At 43.0% G+C, this 21,315-nt stretch carries 23 protein-coding genes; 4 read left to right on the top strand and 19 right to left on the bottom strand.

What is annotated here, in order from left to right; all coding sequences use genetic code 11:
- Window positions 1-524: 524 nt before the first annotated feature.
- The 7 genes from rpsR to D1B31_RS12820 form a co-directional block, all read right to left on the bottom strand.
- Window positions 525-764: a 30S ribosomal protein S18 gene (gene rpsR, locus D1B31_RS12790; RefSeq protein WP_118921176.1), complete on the bottom strand. Its 240-nt coding sequence runs from the start codon at window positions 762-764 to the stop codon at window positions 525-527.
- A 49-nt stretch (window positions 765-813) separates the two neighbouring features.
- Window positions 814-1,320, bottom strand: a complete 507-nt coding sequence (gene ssb / locus D1B31_RS12795; protein WP_118921177.1) for a single-stranded DNA-binding protein — start codon at window positions 1,318-1,320, stop codon at window positions 814-816.
- 73 nt (window positions 1,321-1,393) lie between these two features.
- The gene (gene rpsF, locus D1B31_RS12800) at window positions 1,394-1,681 is read right to left on the bottom strand and encodes a 30S ribosomal protein S6 (protein WP_118921178.1); all 288 of its coding nucleotides are present in this window, start codon (window positions 1,679-1,681) and stop codon (window positions 1,394-1,396) included.
- Between the two features lie 186 nt (window positions 1,682-1,867).
- Window positions 1,868-2,968, bottom strand: a complete 1,101-nt coding sequence (gene ychF / locus D1B31_RS12805) for a redox-regulated ATPase YchF (RefSeq protein WP_118921179.1) — start codon at window positions 2,966-2,968, stop codon at window positions 1,868-1,870.
- 168 nt (window positions 2,969-3,136) lie between these two features.
- On the bottom strand, window positions 3,137-5,140 hold the full coding sequence (locus D1B31_RS12810; protein ID WP_118921180.1) for a molybdopterin-dependent oxidoreductase: 2,004 nt from the start codon (window positions 5,138-5,140) through the stop codon (window positions 3,137-3,139).
- Between the two features lie 75 nt (window positions 5,141-5,215).
- On the bottom strand, window positions 5,216-5,413 hold the full coding sequence (locus D1B31_RS12815; RefSeq protein ID WP_118921181.1) for a DUF951 domain-containing protein: 198 nt from the start codon (window positions 5,411-5,413) through the stop codon (window positions 5,216-5,218).
- Window positions 5,413-6,285: a mechanosensitive ion channel family protein gene (locus D1B31_RS12820; RefSeq protein ID WP_118921213.1), complete on the bottom strand. Its 873-nt coding sequence runs from the start codon at window positions 6,283-6,285 to the stop codon at window positions 5,413-5,415. The genes D1B31_RS12815 and D1B31_RS12820 overlap by 1 nt, the downstream gene beginning before the upstream one ends.
- A gap of 328 nt (window positions 6,286-6,613) precedes the next feature.
- Here D1B31_RS12820 and yyaC point away from each other — a divergent pair, with 328 nt between their 5' ends.
- The gene (gene yyaC, locus D1B31_RS12825) at window positions 6,614-7,246 is read left to right on the top strand and encodes a spore protease YyaC (RefSeq protein ID WP_118921182.1); all 633 of its coding nucleotides are present in this window, start codon (window positions 6,614-6,616) and stop codon (window positions 7,244-7,246) included.
- Window positions 7,247-7,289: 43 nt separating this feature from the next.
- Here the strand turns inward: yyaC and D1B31_RS12830 are convergent, their stop codons facing one another.
- From D1B31_RS12830 to D1B31_RS24280, 12 genes are all read right to left on the bottom strand, one after another.
- Window positions 7,290-8,003, bottom strand: a complete 714-nt coding sequence (locus tag D1B31_RS12830; RefSeq protein ID WP_118921183.1) for a DUF554 domain-containing protein — start codon at window positions 8,001-8,003, stop codon at window positions 7,290-7,292.
- 68 nt (window positions 8,004-8,071) lie between these two features.
- A complete protein-coding gene (locus D1B31_RS12835) occupies window positions 8,072-8,926 on the bottom strand; it encodes a ParB/RepB/Spo0J family partition protein (protein ID WP_118921184.1) in 855 nt (284 codons plus the stop codon).
- Window positions 8,919-9,680 carry a ParA family protein gene (locus D1B31_RS12840; protein WP_118921185.1) on the bottom strand — a complete coding sequence of 254 codons (762 nt, stop codon included), beginning with the start codon at window positions 9,678-9,680 and terminating at the stop codon, window positions 8,919-8,921. The genes D1B31_RS12835 and D1B31_RS12840 overlap by 8 nt, the downstream gene beginning before the upstream one ends.
- 302 nt (window positions 9,681-9,982) lie before the next feature.
- The gene (gene noc, locus D1B31_RS12845) at window positions 9,983-10,849 is read right to left on the bottom strand and encodes a nucleoid occlusion protein (protein WP_118921186.1); all 867 of its coding nucleotides are present in this window, start codon (window positions 10,847-10,849) and stop codon (window positions 9,983-9,985) included.
- A 109-nt stretch (window positions 10,850-10,958) separates the two neighbouring features.
- The gene (gene rsmG, locus D1B31_RS12850; protein WP_118921214.1) at window positions 10,959-11,675 is read right to left on the bottom strand and encodes a 16S rRNA (guanine(527)-N(7))-methyltransferase RsmG; all 717 of its coding nucleotides are present in this window, start codon (window positions 11,673-11,675) and stop codon (window positions 10,959-10,961) included.
- 22 nt (window positions 11,676-11,697) lie between these two features.
- Window positions 11,698-13,587 (bottom strand): tRNA uridine-5-carboxymethylaminomethyl(34) synthesis enzyme MnmG, encoded by a 1,890-nt coding sequence (gene mnmG, locus D1B31_RS12855; RefSeq protein ID WP_118921187.1) that lies wholly within the window; start codon window positions 13,585-13,587, stop codon window positions 11,698-11,700.
- 51 nt (window positions 13,588-13,638) lie between these two features.
- Window positions 13,639-15,024 (bottom strand): tRNA uridine-5-carboxymethylaminomethyl(34) synthesis GTPase MnmE, encoded by a 1,386-nt coding sequence (gene mnmE, locus D1B31_RS12860; RefSeq protein ID WP_118921188.1) that lies wholly within the window; start codon window positions 15,022-15,024, stop codon window positions 13,639-13,641.
- A 277-nt stretch (window positions 15,025-15,301) separates the two neighbouring features.
- Window positions 15,302-15,925: an RNA-binding cell elongation regulator Jag/EloR gene (gene jag, locus D1B31_RS12865; protein ID WP_118921189.1), complete on the bottom strand. Its 624-nt coding sequence runs from the start codon at window positions 15,923-15,925 to the stop codon at window positions 15,302-15,304.
- A complete protein-coding gene (gene spoIIIJ / locus D1B31_RS12870; RefSeq protein WP_204563013.1) occupies window positions 15,922-16,722 on the bottom strand; it encodes a YidC family membrane integrase SpoIIIJ in 801 nt (266 codons plus the stop codon). Before spoIIIJ ends, jag begins: the two co-directional genes overlap by 4 nt.
- A 137-nt stretch (window positions 16,723-16,859) precedes the next feature.
- Complete coding sequence (gene rnpA, locus D1B31_RS12875) at window positions 16,860-17,216, bottom strand: ribonuclease P protein component (protein ID WP_118921215.1); 357 nt, start codon at window positions 17,214-17,216, stop codon at window positions 16,860-16,862.
- A 152-nt stretch (window positions 17,217-17,368) separates the two neighbouring features.
- Entirely contained in the window at window positions 17,369-17,503 is a 135-nt protein-coding gene (gene rpmH, locus D1B31_RS12880) for a 50S ribosomal protein L34 (RefSeq protein ID WP_118921191.1), read from the bottom strand.
- Window positions 17,504-17,623: 120 nt separating this feature from the next.
- Window positions 17,624-17,854, bottom strand: coding sequence for a hypothetical protein (locus tag D1B31_RS24280; RefSeq protein ID WP_158587536.1), 231 nt, complete (start codon window positions 17,852-17,854; stop codon window positions 17,624-17,626).
- Between the two features lie 338 nt (window positions 17,855-18,192).
- Between D1B31_RS24280 and dnaA the strand changes: the two genes are divergently transcribed.
- From dnaA to yaaA, 3 genes are all read left to right on the top strand, one after another.
- Window positions 18,193-19,539 (top strand): chromosomal replication initiator protein DnaA, encoded by a 1,347-nt coding sequence (dnaA, locus tag D1B31_RS12885; RefSeq protein WP_118921192.1) that lies wholly within the window; start codon window positions 18,193-18,195, stop codon window positions 19,537-19,539.
- 185 nt (window positions 19,540-19,724) lie between these two features.
- The gene (gene dnaN, locus D1B31_RS12890; protein WP_118921193.1) at window positions 19,725-20,861 is read left to right on the top strand and encodes a DNA polymerase III subunit beta; all 1,137 of its coding nucleotides are present in this window, start codon (window positions 19,725-19,727) and stop codon (window positions 20,859-20,861) included.
- A gap of 226 nt (window positions 20,862-21,087) precedes the next feature.
- Complete coding sequence (gene yaaA / locus D1B31_RS12895; RefSeq protein WP_118921194.1) at window positions 21,088-21,306, top strand: S4 domain-containing protein YaaA; 219 nt, start codon at window positions 21,088-21,090, stop codon at window positions 21,304-21,306.
- Window positions 21,307-21,315 lie beyond the last annotated feature (9 nt).

A 21,315-nucleotide genomic window follows, 5' to 3' on the forward strand; every position in this document is an offset into this window, starting at 1 on the left:
CTCTTAACGGAAAGTCAAGACCCCCACCTCAAGATTCAGAGGAAACGAATAAGATAGGAGGGCGGTCAACTGACCGTAAAGGTCCGATTAGTGAATTACAGTGAAACTTGCCGCTGTGCTCTTCAGCGGCTTAGTCGCGCAAAGCCCGATTGATTTTTCTAAGGGCTGAAGCCCTAAGAAAAATCTTATCTCACCAATCGGGCTCAGCGCGGCTAACCATCGGTGGGGGATGATCCCCCCACTGATGGAAGATTCACATTATCACTATTAATTATACCCAATATCCCGGTCAAGAAAAGGGATTTGACTGAATCGCCCGCTCGTTCTATTTAAAGAACGAAGCCTTTGTTCTTTTTTATTCAAACATGTGAAAAGGTCCCCTTTTTGAAGGGAATAGACATATGTACTTTTCCTCGTTAATGCCCTAAAATCCTATTAAAAGATTAAACCTTCTTCAGGCAGCAAAAAAATGATAAAAAAACAGCAAGGAGTAGGTCCCTGCTGCTAAAAATAGTTTTGTAAAATTATTCTCCCGATACGTACGGAAGCAATGCCATTAAACGCGCGCGTTTAATCGCAACTGTCAGTTTACGCTGATATTTTGCATTCGTGCCGGTTACACGGCGTGGCAGAATTTTTCCGCGCTCTGAGATGAACTTTTTGAGCAGGTCCACATCTTTATAGTCGATGTGGGTAATGCCGTTTGCAGTAAAGTAACACACTTTACGGCGTTTTGCACGTCCGCCTCTACGTCCCATTGCCATATGATTTTCACTCCTTCAATTCGTTTTTATATCACGTTTCACTCATTGACTAAAATGGCAGGTCATCGTCTGAAATATCAATCTGTCCGCTGCCAGCGAACGGATCATCATCCACACGTGTGTAGCCCTGCTGTTTTGCTGGTGCAGGTCGTTGATTCTGATTGCTGCCCCCAAAAGGATTTCCCTGTTCTCTTGGAGCACCGCCATAATTATCGTTGCTGTCGCTTCTCCCCGCAGAACTCCTTGGTTCAAGAAATTGAACACTATCTGCTACAACTTCAGTAAAAAACATTCTTTTACCATCTTGTTCATAAGTACGTGTTTGAATACGGCCATCTACACCTGCCAGACTGCCTTTCTTAAGGTAGTTGGCAACATTTTCAGCCGCTTTTCGCCAAACAACACAATTGATGAAGTCTGCTTCTCTTTCTCCCTGTTGGTTAGAAAAATTCCGATTGACAGCAAGAGTAAAAGTGGCAACCGGAAGCCCGTTAGGCGTATATCGAAGCTCGGGATCCTTTGTTAAACGGCCAACCAGAACGACACGATTCATCATCAGAATCAACTCCTTTTCCGAAACAGGAATGTTTCACGTGGAACATTCCTACGGGTCCATTTATCTTCTAGGATTATTCTTCTTCTTTAATTACAATGTGGCGAATGATATCTTCGCTGATCTTAGCAAGACGGGAGAATTCTTCTACCGCTGCAGGTTCAGCATTCACCTTTAGGATTTGGTAGTATCCATCGCGCAAATCATTGATTTCATATGCAAGACGGCGTTTACCCCAGTCCTTTGTTTCAGCTACTTCCGCGCCATTGTCAGCCAGAATGGTGTTAAAGCGCTCAATAAGAGCTTTCTTGGCCTCATCTTCAATGTTTGGGCGGATGATGTACATAATTTCGTACTTTCTCATCACTGTCACCTCCTTTTGGTCTAAGCGGCCCGAATGGGCAAGGAGCAATTTAATAATTACTCGCAAGGTAAAAGTATACCATAGTTTTGCCATCTGTGCAACTGTTGTTCGAGTCCTTGCTCCCGACTGAAAAAGCGTTCATCCTTTATGATGGATGAACGCCTAAACGGCCTCAATTATACAAGACTACACATTAAAGCGGAAGTGGATGACGTCTCCATCTTTCACTTCATATTCTTTACCCTCAAGCCTGACTTTTCCTGCCTCTTTTGCGGCTGTCATTGAACCATTGGCAAGCAAATCGTCATAATGGACCGTTTCAGCACGGATAAACCCTCTTTCAAAATCGGAATGGATGATTCCCGCACATTGCGGCGCCTTCATTCCTTTTCTGAACGTCCATGCGCGTACTTCCTGAACGCCCGCAGTAAAATAAGTGGCAAGCCCTAGAAGGCTGTAAGCTTTCCGGATCAATTGATCAAGACCGGATTCCTGAATCCCGAGCTCCGATAGGAACATTTCCTTTTCTTCTCCATCGAGCTCTGCAATCTCAGATTCAATTTTTGCACAAATAACAATCACTTCGGCATTTTCTTTCGAAGCATAGTCACGGACAAGCTGAACATATTCATTGGAGGAAGGATCTGCAACATCATCCTCACCGACATTCGCTACATAAAGGACTGGCTTTATTGTCAAAAGATGAAGCTGCCTGGCAATTTTGATTTGCTCTTCAGTAAAGTCAACAGATCTTGCCGGCTTTTCAGCTTCAAATGCATCTCGAAGCATGGCAAGTACTTCAAATTCCGCAGCAGCATCCTTGTCTTTTTGCTTTGCAAGCTTCTCAACGCGGCTAATCCTCTTTTCAACTGACTCCATATCAGCAAGAATCAGTTCGAGGTTGATTGTTTCGATATCGGAAATCGGGTCTACTTTTCCCGCGACATGTGTAATGTTGTCATCAGCAAAGCATCTAACTACCTGGCAGATGGCATCTACTTCGCGAATATGAGATAAGAACTTGTTCCCAAGCCCCTCCCCTTTGCTCGCACCCTTTACAATACCGGCGATATCTGTAAATTCAAATGTTGTTGGAACGGTTTTCTTCGGTTTTACAAGTTCTGTCAGTTTGTTTAGGCGATGGTCCGGAACCTCTACAATCCCAACGTTCGGATCAATCGTACAGAACGGATAGTTGGCTGATTCTGCTCCGGCCTGGGTTATAGCATTAAAAAGTGTAGACTTTCCGACGTTCGGAAGACCCACTATACCTGCTGTCAATGCCATTTCTTCGGTCACTCCTCTGTAGTTAACATAATCTATTCAAAAACGTGCAATTAAGATGTAAAATCAATAAAAGCCCTACACAATTATAGGCATTGATGCCTAAAAAGACAAGGACGGCTTTACTGGATAACAAATGAAAGCTGCCGGAAAACCGGCAGCTGAATATGTTTATACTTTCTCAATGGCAACAAGACAATCATATAGCGTGCTGCCGAGGCGATTGTCCGATTCCAAGCTTGAGGTGAGGCTGTTAACAGGACCTCCAAACCGCTTCCAAATGCCTTCGTCAATATTGATTGTTCCAGGATGCATTTTTGGCAAAATGGATATCGTTCCTTTTACTTCACCGCGACTGTTCCAAACCCTTGCTTCGTCCCCTTCTGCCAAGCCATGACTGTTTGCAATATCAGCGGCGATTTGGATAACGACCCGGGGCTCTTTTTCAAATAAGTGGTAGTGCTGAGAATGGTTTGAACGTAAAGGATGAATCGTCAGCAGCGTATAAGGGTATGTTTCCGCAAGGCTATTATTGACCCATTTGGACTCAGCAGGCAACGAAAGTTTCAGCCTTCCATCCATTCCTTTCTCATCGGCAAGAAGGGATGAAAATTCAAATTTTCCTGAAGGTGTTTTAAATTTCCTGTCAGCCCAAGGAACTTTTATGACGGGAAGCTCAACCGTATGATTTTTTCTAAGCACATCGAGAGTAATGCCATCTTTATTCATCGGTTCAAGGTACATTTCAAGCCACTCTTCCGAGGTATAAGCAAAATCTTCCCCAAACCCAAGGCGTTTTGCAAGCTCCGTCCAAATCCATAAATCGGACTTTGCCTCCCCAGGAGGATCCATCAGCTTAGGGGCATAATTGGCATAATGGTGGTACATAGAACCATAATAAATATCTTCCTCCTCAAAAACGGCTGCTGAAGGAAGGACATACTCTGCTAAAAGCGCGGTATCGGTCATAAAATGGTCAATGACGACCAATGTATCCACCTTAGAAAATGCTTTTTCCACTACATTGGAATCCGGCACCTGAGTAGCAGGGTTGCCGCATGTTACAATGACCATTTTAATTTCCGGGTTTTTCCCGGAAAGAATCATCTCAGCCTGCTTCATGATTGGAAATTGGCGAGTTTCCTTCCTTCGTTCACTAAGAGAAAGCCGACCTGCCTGGAAACTGCGGCCGACTTGCAGGTTTGCATAATTGGCTCCGCCGCCAGGTATACCTATATTTCCACTCACTGCAACTAATGCATCCAAAAAGCGAATGGTATTACCCCCGTTGCGGTATCTTTGCATGCCAAGACCCATATAAGTAGAGACAGGCCGGTCGGCATAGATGGCAGACAGCATGGTAATTGTTTCTCTAGGAACTTCGGTCATTTCACTGATTTCATCGAGAGTGATTGTTTCCAAAAGGTGGACAACGTCCTCAAAACCAACAGTATACTCTTGAATAAAAGTTCGGTCTTCAAGGCCCATTCGGAGCATTTCTTTTATTATTCCAGCGGCCAAAAGCCCATCCATACCGGGTTTTATCGATATATGTTCATCTGCGAGCTTTGCAGTGGCATTAAAAATTGGATCAATGACATAAATTTTGATACCCTTTTTCTTCGCATCAAGCAAGTCTTGGTAAAAGTGCAGATTTGTTCTCGCTGCGTTCCTGCCCCAGACGACAATATGCCTGCTGTTAAGCAAGTCTCCCGGCGCATGGCTGAGCACATCACCAAAGTCCCAGAGCTGTGCTTCAATGCCTGCTCCCCAACACAGTGAGCCTACAAGCTCCGTCACGCCGCCATACGCGTTAAAAAACCGCTGGTCCAGGTTCGTCAATACGCCGCTATTGGCATAGTCATGGCTGTGCAGAACAGCGGTAGATCCGTACTCTTTTCTAATCTCATCCATTTTTCTGGCTATTTCATCAAGTGCCTGATCCCATGATATCCGGATAAATTCCCCATTTATTTTCTTTAATGGGGTAAGGAGCCGGTCTTCAGCTTCAATTCTTTTTACTAATGAACGGCCGCGCCCACAAATTTTCCCTTTCGTGATTGGATGGGCGGGATCGCCATCTATTTGAACGACCTTATTATTCTCCATTGTTACCTGAAATCCGCAGCTGTCCCAGCAGTTTAAAGGGCAAGCTGATTTAACAATTTTTTGCAACTCCTTCACCCCCAAAGCCTATATTCTCTATAACTATTAGATTAATCTATTTTGACAAAAAAAAGAAGCATGGGATTATGCTTCATGCTTCACTAGGATCTTTTTCATCTTTTTGGTGAATTCCCTGCGAGGGATGAGGACGCTATGGGAACAGCCTTCACATTTGATTCTAATATCCATCCCTAAACGAATGATTTTCCATCGATTCACACCGCATGGGTGAGGTTTTTTCATTTCGACTACATCATTCAATCCGAACTCTGTTTGTTCCATCAGTTTTCCCCCTTGTCATTTACCTTCCCATCTTTATTCTCCCTAGAGTACATTACAACCCTCGGGAATGGAACATCAATTCCATGTTCGTCCAGCCCCAGCTTGATTTCTTTTCGAAGCATTCTTGCAATGCCATAGTGTGTCATCGGTTTTGTTTCCGCAACAACTCTTACCGTAATTTCTGTCGGGCCAAAGTTTTGGATCCCTACAAATTCCGGTGGACTGACTATATCCTCATTGTCCAGGGGAATGTTCTCAATAATTTCCCGAATGACTTGTTCTGCTTTTTCAATATCTTCTTCATAAGCAATCCCAACATCCACTACAGCCATGCTGTTATTCAGTGAATAATTGGTTACCTGAGTAATGCTTCCGTTAGGCAAAATATGAACTTCACCCGTCCATGTTTTAATCTTTGTTGTCCTTAATCCAATTGAATCGACCGTTCCTTCGAACTGATCGATTTTTATATGATCACCTACAGAAAACTGATCCTCAAAAATAATAAAAAAGCCGGAAATAACATCTTTTACGAGGTTTTGCGCTCCAAAACCGACTGCCAGCCCGACAATCCCAGCCCCCGCCAGCATTGCTTTTACATCAATTGTCAGCTCAGTAAGGATCATCATTAAGGCAATAAAATAAATCACATAGGATAGAATGTTATCTAGGAGTTTAACAAGTGTTGCTTCCCGTCGTTCCTTCACACGAAGCGGCATTTTCATTCTGATTTCAAATGTTTTATGTATAGCTGCCTTCCCTATTTTAATCAAAATCCCTGTTAGGATGAGAATTAAGATAATCTTGATGGCACCCTCACCAATTGCTGCCCATTTATCTTCATCCATTAACCTGCTATGTATCTTGTTCATAACTCTGTTATATGAATCCACCATTTCACCGCCATTTATACTCAATCAACCTTATTCTATTGAGAACCATGAATTTTTTCAACTTTCCAGATAGTTTTCTAGTTCTTTCCTCCTGTTAGCATGCGATTCATCCTTCTTTCTACCCTGTTTAGCAAAAACCTATTACAGGTATGTATAGATAACGAAATATATTCGTATAATGATACTATTCCTCAATTCTGCACGGTTCCCACCTATCGCTTTCAAACCAGATTTCCATGATAAATTAATCAAAAAATCAGCGTCAAATTTAATTGGGCTTTACGCTTTCCATGAAGGAGTGGGCTTTATGAATAGTAAATCACGCATATTTGATACGTTGCAAAATAGCCGTATTCATCATGAGGATCCTAAGGCAGATGCAAAGCTTGCGGCTGGACTTGTATTAAATCTGCCCCTATCAGCCAGCCGGCCGATCGTTGTCGTCTGCATTGGAACTGATCGGTCGACAGGAGATTCCTTAGGCCCTCTCGTTGGTACATTTTTGGAAGAAATGAGATCCCCATCGTTCCATATATATGGAACATTGGACGATCCAATTCATGCCGTCAATTTGGAAGATAAGTTGAAGGAGATTTCAAAAAAGCACTTTCATCCCTTTATCATTGCAATTGATGCTTGTTTAGGTCGTTTCAAAAGTGTCGGGATTATCCAGGTGTGTGATGGCCCTGTGAAGCCTGGCGCAGGAGTAAATAAGGAATTGCCGGAAGTTGGCGACATGCATATTACTGGAATCGTAAACGTCAGCGGCTTTATGGAGTTTTTTGTTCTTCAAAATACAAGATTGAGCCTGGTTGTGAAAATGGCAAAAATGATTGCCAATGGCATTCATCTTGCCTCCAAGTATCAATCAAGCCAGATTGGCTGGTCAGAACTACGCTGGAATCGAGAACAGGAAACAGTAAATGAACAGACCAATTAAAAAAACAGGAAAAGGTCTCTATCTTTTCCTGTTTTTTATCACATCAGGCCATTTGATGATAAAAGTAAATGGCAGCAACCGCAGCAGCCGTAACAAGAATGCCAGGCAGAAGATTAGCTACCTTAATTTTTGTCAAACCGGCAAGATTCAAGCCGATTGAAAAGATCATCACTCCGCCTGTCGCTGTCATTTCAACAATAAACTGATCCATCAATAGTGTTGGGACAATCCTATCTATTTGTGTCGCAAACAAAGCAATAGTTCCTTGATAGAGCATCACTGGGATGGCAGAGAAGATGACCCCTATTCCAAGAGTAGTTGTCAGAATAATAGCAGTAAAGCCGTCAATGATTGCTTTGGTATAGAGGACATCATGATCGCCCCGTATGCCGCTGTCCAGGGCACCGATAATGGCCATCGCCCCAATAACAAATATAAGTGTCGCTGTCACAAACCCCTGTGAAATGCTTCCTTTGCCATTCGAACCAATTTTCCTTTCCAGCCACAATCCAAGCCTGTTCAATTTATCATCCAGTGCCCACCATTCTCCAAGCACACCGCCCAGGACAAGGCTTACAATGACAATTAGAAAGTTTTCGCTTTTTAGCCCCATTTGCAGGCCAAGTACGATGACAGATAAGCCGATTCCATGCATAACGGTCGTTTTCATTCCTTCTGGGATACGGTGCAGCAATTTACCAAGGAATGTACCAAGAATGATTAACAGGCCGTTTACAATTGTACCCCATAAAAACATATCCTTTTCCCCTGTCTGTTATAGCTTCTAAACTGAATGATTAAAAAAAGAAACCATCAATTGATGGCTTATTCGTTGGATTCCGGTTCTAAAAGCTCAAGAAGCCTTTCCAAATCCTCTTTTGAAAAAAACTCAATTTCTATCTTCCCTTTGTTCTTTGTCTGTTTGATATGTACCGTTGTCCCGAATCTTTCCCTAAGTTGATGCTCCCGTTCTTGTAGAAACAAGTCTTTTTTCTTTTCCGGCTTTTTTGTTTCACGTGAAACATTTTCATTCAGCTGTTGAATTAGTTTTTCCAACTGGCGGACATTCAGGTTTTCTTTCACAATTTTTTCTACGAGAAGCTGGAGCTTCGCCTTTTGCCGTAAACCAAGCAATGCACGGCCATGCCCCATGGTAATCGTTCCTTTTGAAATGAGGTCTTGGATTTGCTTTGGAAGAGAAAGAAGGCGAATATGGTTGGCTATATGCGGCCTGCTTTTCCCTAACCGCTTGGCTACTTCTTCCTGAGTCAGCTTTAACTTTTCCATTAGCGTCTGATAGGCCGCCCCTTCCTCAATCGGGTTTAAATCTTCCCGCTGAAGGTTTTCAAGGACAGCAAGTTCCATCATCTGTTGTTCGGATAATTCGCGCACGACAGCGGGAACTGTTTCAAATCCAGCTGCTTTTGCAGCTCGGTATCTTCGTTCACCGACAACAATTTCATAACCTCTTATGCTTTTCCGGATAACAAGAGGTTGGAGAATACCATGTTCAATAATTGATTCCTTTAATTCTTCAATTGCTTCAGGCTCAAAATGCTTTCGGGGTTGATAAGGGTTCGGGCGCAATTCCTTAATCTTTATTTCCTGGACAGACTCTTCATTGCCAGCTTCCATGTTGGCAAAAAAAGCATCCAGCCCCTTTCCAAGACCTTTAGCCATTAGAAACCACTTCCTTTGCAAGATCTAAATAAACTTCAGCCCCGCGTGATTTCGGATCATATATGATTATTGGTTCTCCATGGCTCGGAGCCTCGCTTAAACGCACATTCCTTGGAATAATCGTCTTATAGACTTTGTCCTGGAAGTATTTCTTCACTTCTTCTATCACTTGAATTCCTAGATTCGTCCTGGCATCCAGCATCGTGAGGAGGACACCCTCTATTTTCAAATTCTGGTTCAAGTGTTTTTGGACAAGCCTGACTGTATTCAACAGCTGGCTCAACCCTTCAAGTGCATAATATTCACACTGGACAGGGATCAAGACAGCGTCCGAAGCGGTCAGGGCATTGATGGTCAATAGGCCTAGAGATGGCGGGCAATCAATGATGATATAATCATAATCGTCTTTTACCTCTTCAAGCGCACGTTTCAGCCTGACCTCCCGGGAAATCGTTGGAACGAGCTCAATTTCCGCTCCGGCAAGCTGAATTGTAGCAGGTATGGCTGATAAATTTTCAACCGATGTCGGCCTGATGACTTCCTTTGCTTCAATGTCATCCACGAGCACATCATAAATGCAATGCTCAACATCGGCTTTTTCTACGCCTATTCCGCTCGTCGCATTCCCCTGCGGGTCAATATCGACCATTAAGACTTTTTTCCCTATGTATGCTAAGCAGGCGCCCAGATTGACAGAAGTCGTCGTTTTTCCGACTCCTCCTTTTTGATTCGCGATTGCAAGTATTTTGCCCACGATGTCACCTACCTTTTTTGCAAAAAATAACGGCTATACCATTAGGCACTGCCAAAAATAAGTTTTATAGAGCTATGCATCCTATTTTAACATGAAAAGTAACTAGTGGAGTTTTTTTTATTAAATTATTGAATTAGCACCTTTCATACAGGCATGCACCTATTCAAACTGCTTCGATTCAGGGGTGTCCGCCAATGAGGGGAACGTATGTTTCTGTTTTGGGTGTGGTTATGGGGAAGTTTTGCAAAAAACGAGTAGAAAGCCGGAATGAAACTTCATCCGGCTTACTTGTTGTCTATGGATTATTTCTTTTTAGGAATTTTAATCGTAAATTGATAGTATTCTTCCGTTTCCTCTTCCTCAGAATTGAGCTTAATCCCGCTGTCGGAAACCATGGAGAGGGATTGTCTGATCGTGTTGACTGCAATTCGCATATCCTTGCTGAAGGCTTTTCGTCTTGGCTTTGGTTTTTGGACAGACTGCTCCAAAAGTTTTATGACTCTTTCCTCAGTCTGTTTAACATTCAGGTTTTTCATCATAATTTCTTCGAGAACAGCCACTTGCTTTTCTGGATCCTTCAATGGAATAAGTGCCCTTGCATGTCTTTCAGAAATTTGTTTATTTAACAAGGATTCCTGTACTTCCTGTGGAAGCTTCAAGAGCCTAAGTTTATTGGCTACTGTTGACTGGCCTTTGCCAAGACGCTGGGCAAGCGCTTCCTGCGTCAAGTTATGAAGTGTCAGGAGCTTACCATAAGCCATTGCTTCCTCTATAGGTGACAACTCTTCCCGCTGCAGGTTTTCAATCAAAGCAACGGAAGCAGTTTCTGTGTCAGACATATTTTTAATAATCGCAGGAACCTCATCCCAGCCCAGCTTTTTCATCGCTCGCCATCTTCGTTCTCCGGCAATGAGCTCATAGCGTCCGTCTTCAAGCTCCCGGACGACAATCGGCTGGATGATGCCATGCATATGGATTGTACGTGATAGTTCATCTATTTTCTCGTCATCAAACACCGTTCTTGGCTGAAACCGGTTAGGTATAATCAATTCAATGGCGATTTTTTTAATTTCTTCATGATTAACTTCTGTCTCTATTTCTATCTCATTCTCAATTTCTATCTGTTCTTTATCACCACGGCCGAAAAAGCGTGAAAAAGAATTCTTCATTTCCAGCACCCCTTTTAAATACGCCCTGTTAACTAATTCTCTATCCAGTAGTCAATTCCTGCTGAAATAGTTGGTTGTTTTAGCAAAACTGGCCTAGTTAAAAACCGATTTACTCAATCGGCAGTTTATTCGGTGTTCCAGGCTTGCGAGGGTATTTCTTAGGTGTCGTCTTTTCCTTATTGATTACGATGATGGTCCGTTCACTTTCTTCAATTGGCAAGGAAAAGGTGTGGATCTCCTTTGTCTTTCCACCAAGTACCGAAATAGCCTTTTTTGCATCCGCAAGCTCCTCTTTTGCGTTAGCGGCTTTAAGAGCAACGAAACTTCCTCCCTGCTTCACCAAAGGAAGGCAGAGCTCACTTAAAACCGACAACCGCGCAACCGCTCTTGCCGTTACAATGTCATAGCTTTCCCGATGGGCGGGATTTTTCCCGAAGGTTTCTGCCCGGTCATGAATGAAGTGGACATTTTCCAATTCAAGCGCCTTTGAGAGTTGATTCAAAAAAGTGATTCTTTTATTAAGCGAATCGACAATCGTTACCTTTAATTCGGGAAAGGCTATTTTAAGCGGTATGCTTGGGAAGCCTGCTCCCGCGCCGACATCACAAAGAGAGGGAGAGCCGGTAAAGTCAAAGTAAAATGCAGCCGAGAGTGAGTCGAAGAAATGCTTTAAATAAACCTCCTCCCGGTCAGTAATAGCCGTTAGGTTCATCTTTTCATTCCATTCAACTAGGGTTTCGAAATAGGTTTCGAACTGGCTCAGCTGGGCAGAGGAAAGTGAAATGCCCCTTTCCTCCAGCAACCCGGCAAATTGTTCTGCTTTCATCATCGTTGTTCCAACTCCGCTCTTATTCTGCTTTTACCCTTGCAACGCGTCCTTGCTCCAAATAGACAAGGAGGATGGAAATGTCGGCTGGGTTCACTCCTGATATACGTGATGCCTGGGCAAGGGAGAGCGGCCTTACCTCTTTCAGGTTATGGCGCGCCTCATTCGCAATTCCCGGTATGGCATCGTAATCGATATTTTCAGGGATTTTTTTATTCTCCATCTTCTTCAGCCGGTCAACCTGCTGAAGAGATTTCTCAATATATCCTTCATATTTGATGTGAATCTCAACTTGCTCTTTCACTTCGTCATCAAGGCTCATTTCCGGGGGAATGATGGATTCAATATGGCCGTAGTTCATCTCAGGCCGCTTCAGGAAATCAGCAGCCCTGATGCCGTCCTTCAACTCGCTTCCACCGAGTGAACGGATCAGTTCCTGGACCTCCGAAGACGGCTTTATAATGGTAGTTTTGAGCCTTTTAATTTCTGCCTCGATCGCCGCATGTTTCTCTTCGAACTTTTCATACCGTTCTTTTGTGATCAAGCCCATCTTATAGCCAATTTCGGTCAACCTGAGGTCGGCATTATCATGGCGCAAAAGCAGGCGGTACTCGGCTCGTGATGTAAGTAATCGGTATGGCTCAGCCGTTCCTTTTGTCACTAGGTCATCAATCATGACACCGATATATGCCTCCGAACGGCTCAAGATGAGTTCTTCTTTTCCAAGTGCCTTCAATGCGGCATTCATTCCCGCCATCAAGCCTTGTCCCGCGGCTTCTTCATAACCGGAAGTACCGTTAATTTGGCCCGCTGTATAAAGATTTTTTATTTTCTTCGTTTCCAAAGTAGGCCATAGCTGGGTTGGAACAATTGCATCATACTCAATCGCGTATCCCGGCCTCATCATTTGGGCATCTTTTAGGGCGGGAATAGATTTTACAAGTCGGTGCTGCACATCCTCAGGAAGACTTGTTGACAATCCTTGGACGTATACCTCTTCAGTGTTCCGCCCTTCAGGTTCCAGAAAAATCTGGTGGCGCGGCTTATCATTAAACCGTACGACCTTATCCTCAATCGATGGGCAGTAGCGCGGCCCAGAACCTTTGATCATTCCCGAAAACATCGGTGACCGATGAAGGTTTTCATCAATGATCCGGTGTGTATGTTCATTTGTATACGTTAGCCAACATGGCAGCTGATCTGTAATATATTTTGTCGTTTCATATGAAAAAGCCCTCGGGGTATCATCCCCCGGCTGGATTTCCGTTAGGGAATAGTCGATTGTGCCGCTATGCACCCTCGGTGGGGTACCCGTTTTGAAACGGACAAGATCAAAACCCAATTCTTCCAGGTGCTCGGACAGTTTTATTGAAGGCTGCTGGTTATTCGGACCGCTCGAATACTTCAGTTCCCCAAGGATGATTTCACCACGAAGGAAGGTTCCTGTTGTGATAATGACTGATTTTGCCCGAAAAACTGCACCGGTTTGCGTCACTACACCCGTACATACGCCATCTTCTACAATGAGCTTTTCAACCATCCCTTGAATGAGGGTCAGATTTTTCTCACTCTCAAGTGTCTTCTTCATTTCATGCTGGTAGGCAAACTTGTCAGCCTGTGCCCGGAGTGCCCGGACGGCAGGTCCTTTGCCGGTATTTAACATCCTCATTTGAATATAAGTTTTATCAATATTTCTTCCCATCTCGCCGCCAAGAGCATCAATTTCCCTGACTACGATTCCTTTTGCCGGCCCTCCTATCGAAGGATTGCACGGCATAAAAGCGACCATGTCGAGATTGATTGTGATCATCAATGTTTTCGCACCGATACGGGGAGCTGCCAATCCGGCCTCACTGCCTGCATGTCCAGCGCCAATTACAATTACATCATAATTTCCGGCCTCGTATTGCATCACGCTGCCTCCTTTATTTAAAAATAACTTAATTTCTTTAGGTGTAAGGCTTTATTTCCCCAGGCAAAATTGTGAAAAGAGCTGGTCGATCAGGCTTTCATGGACACTTTCTCCAATCACTTCACCTAATAGCTCCCACGACCTTGTTAAATCAATTTGGACAATATCGATTGGTACGCCCATTTCCACACCGTTGAGTGCTTCTTCAATTGCATGTAAAGCCTGTCCTAATAAGGCAATATGACGGCTGTTCGATACATACGTCATATCACCGGCTTCCAGTGAACCGGCAAAAAACAATTCGGCAATCGCATTTTCCAGTTCATCGATGCCTTCGTCTTCTAGAAGGGAAGTCGTGACGACCCTTCTCTTTCCAGCAAGTTTTTGAACCTCTTCCATATCGACTTTCTGCGGAAGGTCTGTCTTGTTGACGATAATAATGGCATCCATGCCTTCAACAGCCTTGAAAATATTCCGGTCTTCATCTGTCAGCTTGTCTGAATAATTCAGCACAAGCAGAATGAGATCCGCCTCTTTCAATACCTGACGCGATCTTTCCACACCTATTTTTTCTACGATATCCTCTGTTTCCCTGATCCCAGCTGTATCAAGCAAACGCAGCGGAACACCGCGGACATTGACATATTCTTCAATAACATCCCTTGTTGTACCAGGGATATCCGTTACAATCGCCTTATTTTCCTGGGCAAGGCTGTTCAGCAAGGAAGATTTCCCTACATTCGGCCTCCCGACAATAACAGTCGAAAGCCCTTCCCTTAATATCTTACCCTGTTGGGATGTTTGCAAAAGCTTTCTGATTTCATCACGGACATAGCCAGCCTTCTCCAGCAGCATATGATGCGTCATTTCTTCTACATCATCATATTCAGGATAATCAATATTTACTTCCACATGCGCAAGCGTTTCAAGAATCTGCTGGCGAAGCTTTCGGATCAGGCGTGATAGCCTCCCTTCCATCTGGCCCAATGCAACATTCATGGCCCTGTCCGTTTTTGCCCGGATTAAATCCATCACCGCTTCGGCCTGCGACAAGTCTATCCTCCCATTTAAGAACGCCCGCTTTGTAAATTCACCAGGCTCAGCAAGCCTCGCGCCGTTGTTTAAAACAAGTTGGAGGACACGGTTTACGGAAACGAGCCCACCATGGCAGTTAATTTCAACTACATCCTCCCTCGTAAATGTCCTTGGTCCCCTCATAGCAGACACCATGACTTCCTCAACGATTTCCCCTGTTAACGGATCAGTGAGGTGGCCGTAATGGATTGTATGGGACGGTACATTCATTAACTTCTTTCCACCTGGGCTTTTAAAAATGTTATCAGCAATCGCGAAAGCTCCCTCACCGCTCAGACGGACAATCGCAATCGCTCCCTCACCCATTGGCGTTGAAATTGCCGTTATTGTATCAAACTCCACTTTTTCCACCTCTTCTCTTTCTAAAAATCCATCTATTTAGTTTGGCCATTAAAGTTTATCCCCAAAACACTAGAATACCATATGATTCATTTTCAAAAAAAGGATTATCCACAGCTGCATCGATTGAACATGTTTCATTTTAACTTATCCACATGTGAATAACAATAAAGCAATCGGAACCTTAAAGCAGGTAGAGTGAATCATGAAAGGATGATGAAGGAACAAAAAAACATCCCGCCTTCAAATGAAAGGCAGGATGTTGGAATCTTACTTATGATTATTGTCTGGCTGGAGCAATAACAATATGACGATGTGGTTCTGTTCCATCAGAAAAAGTCTTAACGCGATTATTCTCTGAAAGCGCCGTATGAATGACTTTCCTTTCGTAGGAAGGCATGGGCTCTAGTGTGACAGGCTTGCCTGTTTTTACTGCTTTCTGCGCAAGACGCTGGGCCAGCTGAATCAAAGTCTCATTTCGACGGCTCCGATAATCTTCTGCATCAAGAATGACAGTTAAATACTGATCTGAGAATCGGTTTATGACCAGTTGGGTAAGGTATTGCAATGAATTAAGGGTCTGTCCCCTTTTTCCAATTAACAAAGCAATTTTGTCACCTGACAAAATAAACGTGACATGCTTGCCCTCTTTTGACGCCTCTATTTCTATAGAAGCTCCCATTTGTTCACTGACCTGGAAAAGAAATTTCTTTGCTTCTTCAATCGGGTCGGGTTTAACGGTCACCTTAACAACTGCAGGTTTTGACCCAAACAGGCCAAAAATCCCCTTTTTCCCTTCATCAACAATCTCTACTTCTGTGCGGTCTCTGGTTGTGTTTAATTGAGCGAGTGCTGATTTTACTGCTTCTTCAACGGTTTGTCCGCTGGCAGTTATCTGTTTCACTTTTTTGCTCCCCCCGCGCTGCCGGTAGCTGATGCTTTTCTCAGATCCGGCCCTTTAATGAAATACGTCTGGACAATCATGAACAAGTTCCCCACTACCCAGTATAGTGAAAGGGCTGCTGGGAAATTGATGGCAAAAACAAGAATCATAATCGGCATCATATAAAGCATCATTTGCATTTGTGGGTTTGCGTCTGATCCCGCCATCATCATTTTTTGTTGGATGAAGGTGGTGATCCCTGCAATGATAGGCAAAATATAATAGGGATCCTTATCTCCCAGGTCGAACCAAAGAAATTCATGGTCAGCAATAGCTCTTGTCCGGGAAATTGCATGGTAGAAACCAATCAGAACCGGCATTTGAATAATAAGCGGGAAGCAACCGGCTAACGGATTGACTCCATGCTTCTGGAACAATGCCATCGTTTCCTGCTGAAGTTTTTGCTGTGTTTTCTGGTCTTTTGAGCTGTATTTTTCACGCAGCTTTTGCATTTCTGGCTGAAGCGCCTGCATTGCTTTTGAACTTTTCGTCTGCTTGATCATCAGCGGCAGCATGGCCAGGCGGATGATAATTGTCACAAAAATAATCGAGAGTCCGAAGCTCCCCCATAAAACATGCGCCCCCTCGGTAATCAGCCAGGAAAGCGGATAAACAATGTACTCATTCCAAAAACCAGTGCTTTCTGCTGTGATTGGCTGTTTTATATCGGTACAGCCAGCTAATAGAAAGACAAATAAAAACAATCCGATAAGCTTTACTAATCGTTTACTCAACCGAAATTTCCTCCTTAAACGGATGGGTGTCAAAATTTTATAAGTTATTCCCCTAACCAATTGCCAAGGGAAATACTATCTGAATCATTCTATCATTTTTTTAGGGGAAGTGCTTTCAAAATCTTCTACTGTTTCGAAAAAAAGTTCTAGTTTTTTTCCTTTTATTGAATTGGAAAATCCCTTTTTAAACTTTTCGCGAGTTTTAGGACATGAGCAAGACTCTTTTTCACCTCAAAAAAATCCATCTCTGCGGCTGGCTTTCTAGCAATTATTACATAATCCCTGCCGCCCGCCAGCCCGTCCTTCATTTCAAATACCGATTGCCGTATGTATCTCTTGATCCTGTTGCGGACAACGGCATTTCCAATTTTTTTGCTGACCGATAATCCAATCCGGAATAGAGGCTGTTCCTCTTTTTTCAAAACATACACAATGAATTGCCGGTTTGCCGTAGATTGCCCTTTTTTAAAAACAGCTTGGAACTCTTTATTTTTTTTAATCCTGAATTCTTTTTTCACGACTTCACCTACATTCTGTGCAGCTTCAAGTCCATACCTGTCCATAGTCATCCTATCCGTTCTGCTAGACCGTTATTCGCTCAGAAACGAACCGATATTTAAGACAAATTCCGGATAATGATAGAAAAAAGACCACTGAGACGGTCAGTGGCCTAAGCTGATAATACTTTTCTTCCTTTTTGGCGACGGCGAGCAATTATTTTGCGTCCAGTCACTGAGCTCATACGGCTACGGAAACCGTGAACTCTGCTGTGCTTCTTTTTCTTTGGTTGATAAGTCCTTTTCATTCTATTGACACCTCCCTGAGGAATTACTTATATGGACAGTCTGCTATCATACAATTTTCGCTTGGTAAAGACAGTCTTAATTATTATAGGGAAGCAATTGCTTAAATGTCAACTACTGTTTCAATATTTCATACTTCTTCCAGCTAAAAAACCAAGACAGCTGCCAAAGATCTCTTTCTGATTCTTGCCCCGTAATAATATGCTAAAATCCTTCTTATCTGCTTGTGGATAATTTCCGACAGATTTTTCACTTTGTCCATCACTTATTGACAAGTTTCTCACAAACTCAAGTATTGTGGATAAACTAAACAGCGTCAGGTGTGGTTCTTGTGGATAATTCTTAATAACCATTGCAGAGCTTACTTTTATTTGATATTATAGTTGTGTTTTCACTTCTAATAAGTCAATGTGGATAATTCGGATATCCACAGACTGTGGATAACTTGTGGACAGCTTATCCAGCTGTGTTGTAAAAGATTGTCCACAAGCAGTGGATATTGTCGAAACCTCTTATTCTTTCCTTATATTATGTTTTTCCACAAATCCATCACCTTGAATATTTATACAACGGGGTTGTACAAGCTGTATAACCGCCTGGCACATTATTCAAACTCTTATTTAGTAAGAAAACTGTATGATGCACTATTTATGTTTAAGAAAGATAGAAAGAAAAAAGGGAGGGGAAGTAGTTGGAAAACATTGCAGACCTTTGGAATGCGGCGTTAGCTACCATCGAAACCAAGATCAGTAAACCAAGTTTTGATACATGGCTAAAGTCAACCAAGGCGCATTCGCTGCAAGGCAACACTCTTGTTGTAACAGCTCCGAATGAATTTGCACGGGATTGGCTCGAGGAACGGTATTCTCAATTAATTGCCGGGATCCTTTACGAAATCACCGGTGAGGGACTGGAAGTCAAATTCATCATTCCGCAGGTAAAAAGCGATGATGAACAGGACTTGCCTCTGCCAAAAAAGAAACAGAAAAAAGAGGAAGAAAATAATGATATTCCGCGAACGATGCTGAATCCAAAGTATACGTTCGATACGTTCGTCATTGGTTCAGGCAACCGCTTTGCACACGCTGCTTCGCTGGCCGTTGCCGAAGCTCCGGCGAAAGCATATAATCCCCTGTTTATTTATGGGGGCGTTGGATTAGGTAAAACCCACCTTATGCATGCAATCGGACATTATGTGCTGGAACATAATCCATCTGCAAAGGTCGTTTATCTTTCCTCAGAAAAATTCACCAATGAATTTATCAATTCCATTCGTGATAACAAAGCGATTGAATTCCGGAACAAATACAGGAAGGTTGATGTCCTGCTAATTGATGATATTCAATTTTTGGCAGGGAAAGAATCGACACAAGAGGAATTTTTCCATACTTTTAATACGCTGCACGAGGAAAGCAAACAAATTATTATTTCAAGTGACCGGCCGCCAAAGGAAATTCCGACGCTTGAAGACCGTCTTCGTTCCAGATTTGAATGGGGCCTGATTACAGATATTACCCCGCCTGATCTGGAAACAAGAATAGCCATCCTCCGAAAAAAGGCAAAAGCGGAAGGCCTGGATATTCCGAACGAAGCCATGCTCTATATTGCTAACCAAATTGATTCGAATATCCGTGAATTAGAAGGTGCACTTATACGGGTAGTTGCTTATTCTTCACTTATCAACAAGGATATCAATGCCGACCTTGCCGCAGAAGCACTAAAAGATATCATTCCTAGCTCAAAGCCAAAAATTGTCACGATCCTTGATATCCAAAAAGCGGTCGGCCAGCAATTCAACATTAAGCTTGAGGATTTTAAAGCAAAGAAAAGGACAAAATCTATAGCCTTTCCAAGGCAGGTGGCTATGTATCTGTCAAGGGAGCTGACAGACTTTTCCCTCCCGAAAATCGGCGAGGAGTTTGGCGGAAGGGACCATACCACTGTTATTCATGCCCATGAAAAGATTTCAAGGCTGTTAACTACGGACGCGCAGCTCCAACAGCAAGTGAAGGAATTAAATGAGCTGTTGAAAGTTTAGCCTTAATGTGAATAACTCCGTACAGGTTGCACACAGTCTGTCCACATGTGGATAGACTGTCTTTCCTTTTAAAATCGGAGTTATCCACAAATCAACAGGGCCTACTAGTACTTCTACGAATCTTTTAAAGAACTTATTATTATATTTATAAATAAAAAAATTATGCATGAAGCGGAGGAAGTTTGATGAAATTCAGTATCCAGCGTGACGATCTGGTTCAAAGTGTGAACGATGTAATGAAAGCAGTTCCGTCCAGGACAACGATCCCAATTTTGACCGGAATTAAAATCGTTGCAGGAACAGATGGCGTAACATTAACAGGAAGTGACTCAGATATCTCTATCGAATCGTTCATACCTAAAGAGGCAAATGGGGATGAAATTGTAGAAATCAAGCAAACAGGAGCAATTGTTCTCCAAGCAAAGTTTTTTAGTGAAATTATCAGGAAACTTCCAACCGATACGGTAGAAATAGAGGTCCATAATCATCTGCAGACAGTCATCCGTTCCGGAAAATCAGAGTTTAACCTAAATGGGATTGAGGCAGAGGAGTACCCACACCTTCCACAGATTGAGGAAGAAAGTAAATTCCGAATCCCCGCCGATCTTTTGAAAGCAATGATCAGGCAAACAGTATTTGCTGTGTCAGTATCAGAAACGCGGCCTATCTTGACAGGTGTAAACTGGAGAGCGGAAAATAACGAGTTAATCTGTATTGCAACAGATTCGCATCGCTTAGCTTTAAGGAAGGCAAGAGTCGAAACTGAAAACAATGAAACGTACAATGTAGTCATTCCGGGCAAGAGTCTAAATGAATTGAGTAAAATCATTGCGGATACAAATGAGCCGATTGATATTGTCATCACAGAAAACCAGGTTCTTTTCAAGGCAAAAAATCTTCTGTTCTTTTCGAGGCTGCTTGAAGGAAACTATCCAGATACATCCAGGCTGATCCCACAGGAAAGCAAGACAGATATAGTCGTTCATACAAAAGATTTCCTCCATGCGATTGACCGTGCCTCCCTCCTTGCAAAAGAGGGAAGAAACAATGTGGTAAAATTCTCAACTTTGACAGATGGGGTCGTTGAAGTTTCCTCCAATACTCCGGAAATCGGAAATGTTGTGGAAGAAATTCAAAGCCAAGCTGTTGAAGGGGAAGAATTGAAAATATCTTTTAGCGCGAAATACATGATGGATGCATTAAAAGCACTTGAGGGAACAGATATTAAGGTAAGCTTTACTGGAGCCATGAGGCCGTTTGTCATTCGCCCGCTTCATGATGAATCAACACTCCAGTTGATTTTGCCGGTAAGAACTTATTAATTGGGATAGAATCATATGGATAGACAGCAGGCTGCCGGGGGAACTGGCAGCTTTCTTTTCTAATCGGAGTGGAGTATAGGTTTACTCAGCTTGGCAAATGTGCGTTATTTCGCTCAGGGTTACCATATAATGGGATATTTGTGTAATTTTTTTGTAATCTTTGTATCTTCGCTGCTTTTTTAGTAAAATAAAGTATTGATACTTAAATGAGAAATGAGTGGACAAGATGCCTGAAGAGATAAAAATCGACACTGACTACATCACGATGGGCCAATTTTTGAAGCTGGCTGAAGTCATTCAGACTGGTGGAATGGCCAAATGGTTTCTTGAGGAACATGAAGTGTTTGTCAATGGGGAGCAAGATCAAAGGAGAGGCCGGAAATTAAGGGCTGGGGACAAAGTGTCCATCCCGGGCTTTGGTGAGTTCATCATTGAACAAGTTTAAAGGATGTTG

The sequence above is a fragment of the Neobacillus notoginsengisoli genome, from assembly GCF_003515685.1.
In the GTDB taxonomy this organism is placed as follows: Bacteria; Bacillota; Bacilli; order Bacillales; family Cytobacillaceae; genus Bacillus_D; species Bacillus_D notoginsengisoli.